Source organism: Streptomyces sp. PA03-1a (assembly GCF_033792805.1).
Classification (GTDB): Bacteria; Actinomycetota; Actinomycetes; order Streptomycetales; family Streptomycetaceae; genus Actinacidiphila.
Genome location: NZ_JARAVO010000463.1, coordinates 1 through 1,852 on the forward strand (window position 1 = coordinate 1; position 1,852 = coordinate 1,852).

Annotated in this window: 1 protein-coding gene and 1 pseudogene; both read left to right on the forward strand. The window is 68.5% G+C overall.

Annotated features, from left to right (window positions below; all coding sequences use genetic code 11):
* Window positions 1-146: pseudogene (locus tag PV341_RS44890) on the forward strand (DNA-3-methyladenine glycosylase); the annotation flags it as partial.
* A gap of 64 nt (window positions 147-210) precedes the next feature.
* On the forward strand, window positions 211-1,476 hold the full coding sequence (tyrS, locus tag PV341_RS44895) for a tyrosine--tRNA ligase (RefSeq protein WP_500361011.1): 1,266 nt from the start codon (window positions 211-213) through the stop codon (window positions 1,474-1,476).
* Window positions 1,477-1,852 lie beyond the last annotated feature (376 nt).

Here is a 1,852-nt window from a genome sequence, read left to right on the forward strand (position 1 = left end):
GCACCGGACCGCGCACCGGCGGCGACGGCGCCGCCCACCCCTGGCGCTTCTGGATCGACGGCGACCCCACCGTCAGCCCCTACCGCGCCCACTCACCCCGCCGCCGCGCCCCAGGGGGCGCAAAAGGAGTCGAGCGGAACGCGTAGTCTCGGAAAGACTCCGTACGAACAGGTACGAGGCACCGACCGACACCGAGGAGACACGAGAACCGTGACGGACATCGTCGACGAGCTGCGGTGGCGAGGGCTGATCGCCGTTTCCACCGACGAGGACGCACTGCGCAAGGCGTTCGCGGACGGCCCGGTCACGGTCTATTGCGGCTTCGACCCCACCGCCCCGAGCCTCCACCTCGGCAACCTGGTGCAGATCCTCACCATCCGCCGGCTCCAGTTGGCGGGCAACCGGCCGCTCGCCCTCGTCGGCGGCGCCACCGGCCTGATCGGCGACCCCAAGCCGACGGCCGAGCGGACGCTGAACGACGCCGACGTCGTCGCCGGCTGGGTCGAGCGGATCCGCGCCCAGATCGAGCCCTTCCTCTCCTTCGAGGGCCCGAACGCCGCCGTGATGGTCAACAACCTCGACTGGACCTCGGGCCTGTCGGCCATCGAGTTCCTGCGCGACGTGGGCAAGTACTTCCGGGTCAACAAGATGATCGCCAAGGAGGCCGTCGCCCGCCGGCTCAACTCCGAGGCAGGCATCAGCTACACGGAGTTCAGCTACCAGATCCTGCAGGGCATGGACTTCCTGGAGCTCCACCGCCGGTACGGCTGCACCATGCAGACCGGCGGCAGCGACCAGTGGGGCAACCTGACGGCCGGCATCGACCTGATCGGGCGCGTCGAGGGCACCTCCGTGCACGCCCTCGCCACCCCGCTCATCACCAAGGCCGACGGCACGAAGTTCGGCAAGACGGAGTCCGGCACGGTCTGGCTCGACCCCGAGATGACCACGCCGTACGCCTTCTACCAGTTCTGGCTGAACGCCGACGACCGCGACGTCTCCAAGTTCCTGCGCATCTTCAGCTTCAGGACGCAGGAGGAGATCGAGGAACTGGAGCGGCTCACCGAGGAGCGCCCGCAGGCCCGCGCGGCCCAGCGTGCCCTCGCCGAGGAGCTCACCACGCTCGTCCACGGCGCCGGGCAGTGCGCCGCGGTCATCGCCGCGTCCAAGGCACTTTTCGGCCAGGGCGAACTCACCGGACTCGACGAGCGGACCCTCGCCGCGGCGCTCGGCGAACTGCCGCACGCCAAGGTCGCCGAGCTCGCCTCCGTCGCCGACCTCTTCGCCGAGGTCGGCCTCGTGGCCAGCAAGTCCGCGGCCCGCCGCACCATCAAGGAGGGCGGCGCGTACGTGAACAACGTCAAGATCGGCGACGAGGACGCGACCCCCGAGGCCGCCGACCTGCTGCACGGCCGCTGGCTCGTGCTGCGGCGCGGCAAGAAGAGCCTGGCGGCCGTCGAGATCGCCGGCGACTGACGTCGGCTGGTTATCCACGTTTGAGCGGCGGCGGAGCTTGACTCCGCCGCCGCACGTGCGTAACGTAGCCCGAGCCGCTTGAGACGGTGCGCCCGGTTCGTCCGGATCCTCCGATCGGCGGTCACTCACCACGACGACAACAACCCCGAGATTCGGGTGCACTTGCGTGCTCTCGAATTCTATTGGCGTGGAATCGTACGGCGAGTGGGGGACGAATTCGCATGACGCGAAGGAATCCGCTAACGTAGTGAATGTCGCCGAGGCGGAAACGCCGAAAGCGAAACCCCCTCCAGAGGGTGGCAGAGAAGGAAATCGGATCTGCTAAGCTGGAGACAACGAAGGGAAAGCCCGGAGGGGCCGGTGAAACGGTCTCGAA